The sequence below is a fragment of the Microcoleus sp. Pol12B5 genome (assembly GCF_036701335.1).
In the GTDB taxonomy this organism is placed as follows: domain Bacteria; phylum Cyanobacteriota; class Cyanobacteriia; order Cyanobacteriales; family Microcoleaceae; genus Microcoleus.
Genome location: NZ_JAUBQQ010000159.1, coordinates 1 through 1,592, shown reverse-complemented (window position 1 = coordinate 1,592; position 1,592 = coordinate 1). Strand labels below are relative to the sequence as shown.

The window sequence follows — 1,592 nt, the reverse complement described above, 5'->3', positions numbered from 1 at the left end:
TAGAAAATCATATTGCTGCTATTTGGCAGTTTGTGCATCATTACAATGCTAATTTACAACTCTAAATGCCTACTTTTCTTTGAATTCAGTTTTATTCTCTCGATCCTTTCCTTCAGGGGACTACCGACTCTGTGAGTGCCTCGCGGGTGAGGTAGCGCAGGCCTGCACCAGGATCGGCAACCACATACTTTTTGCCCCGGCGGCCGTAGAGGACAACCCAGTGAACGCCTTTCCAGTGAATAGACCTCTTGCGAAAGTGCGCTCTTTCTAGGTAAAATAAAAGAAAAAATTAGCTTAATAATATGAACTCCGAAGAATTACAAAAGTTAACCCCCAAAGAATTTAAACGCTACTGTGGAGTACATCAAGAGATATTCAAAGAGATGGTAAAAACAGTCAAAGCGGAAAAAATATTTCAAAAAAAATCAGGAAGACCAAGTAAATTGTGCGTATAAGACCAAATCTTAATGACATTATCCTATTTGCCAGAATATCCTACTTTTTTTCATCTGGGAATTAAATGGGGTATTAATGAATCAAATGCTTATCGAATTTTAATTAAAACTGAGAAAGCTTTAATAAATTCAGGTTTATTTAATTTACCTGGCAAAAAAAACTTTATCCAAGTCAAAATGAGAGATAAACTGTAGCGGTGGAGCTGTCAGAACATGAAATAGAGCGTCCCCAAAAAAAGCAAAAGAAATATTATAGTGGCAAGCAAAAATATCATACAATAAAATCGCAAGTTTTAGCCAATACAAAAACTACCGAAATAATATGTACAGCTTTTAGTAACGGGAAAACGCATGATTTTAGTTTGTTTAAAAAAAGCAAGATCGGGATGAATGAAGAACTTGAACTTTTAGGTGATAAAGGTTATCAAGGAATCAAAAAGATTCATACTAATAGTAGAAGACCAGTCAAAAAAATAAAAAACAAAAAACTGACTCAAGCCGAAAAAGCTTTAAATCGGCAACGGGGAAAAAACAGAATTATTATTGAAAATATAAATCGAAGTTTAAATATATTTAGAATACTTTTATCAAGATATCGGAATCGAAGAAGACGCTTCGGATTAAGATTTAATTTGATTGCTGGTATTTATAATTATGAACTTTCTTTGAAGATAAATTAGCGCTCGCCTGAGACTTTCGCAAGAGGTCTAATGTACAATTAGCCCAGTCGGAATGGGAAAAATTGCTGCCGGAACTGCAAAAAGAACAAGCTTCCTTGCAAACAGCCGCCGCAAATTTAAAGGCTGCCGTTTCTAAGCGCGATCGCTATCAGTCAATCCAAGAAACAGGCGCTATTTCGCTGGATTTATTGGAGGAGACGAAACTTGCCGCCCAGCAGCAAGAACAAGCCGCAGCAGGGCAAAAAGCCGCCGTAGAAGCGCAAAAAAAAGCAGTTGAAAGCCAGAGAAAAACCGTTGACAGGCAGCAACAAGCTGTTGAAGTATCCGCTGCTAAATTGAAAGTTGTTGAAGCTGCCTTGAATCCCAGTGGTGCACCCGTGGCAGGGTAAGCTCATCTAATTTGGTATAAATTGTACTTGACAATGAGTCAAATAAGTGAGATGACAACAATGCTACC

2 protein-coding genes and 1 pseudogene are annotated in these 1,592 nt (G+C 37.6%); 2 read left to right on the top strand and 1 reads right to left on the bottom strand.

Annotated features, from left to right (window positions below; genetic code table 11):
• Nucleotides 1-112 precede the first annotated feature (112 nt).
• The gene (locus tag QUA24_RS27185) at nucleotides 113-241 is read right to left on the bottom strand and encodes a cysteine peptidase family C39 domain-containing protein (protein WP_333233528.1); all 129 of its coding nucleotides are present in this window, start codon (nucleotides 239-241) and stop codon (nucleotides 113-115) included.
• Nucleotides 242-302: 61 nt separating this feature from the next.
• On the opposite strand from QUA24_RS27185, the pseudogene QUA24_RS27180 reads away from it, so the two are divergent.
• Both QUA24_RS27180 and QUA24_RS27175 read left to right on the top strand, forming a co-directional pair.
• A pseudogene (locus tag QUA24_RS27180) lies at nucleotides 303-1,135 on the top strand (IS5 family transposase).
• 62 nt (nucleotides 1,136-1,197) lie between these two features.
• On the top strand, nucleotides 1,198-1,524 hold the full coding sequence (locus QUA24_RS27175) for a hypothetical protein (protein WP_333233527.1): 327 nt from the start codon (nucleotides 1,198-1,200) through the stop codon (nucleotides 1,522-1,524).
• Nucleotides 1,525-1,592: the final 68 nt, after the last annotated feature.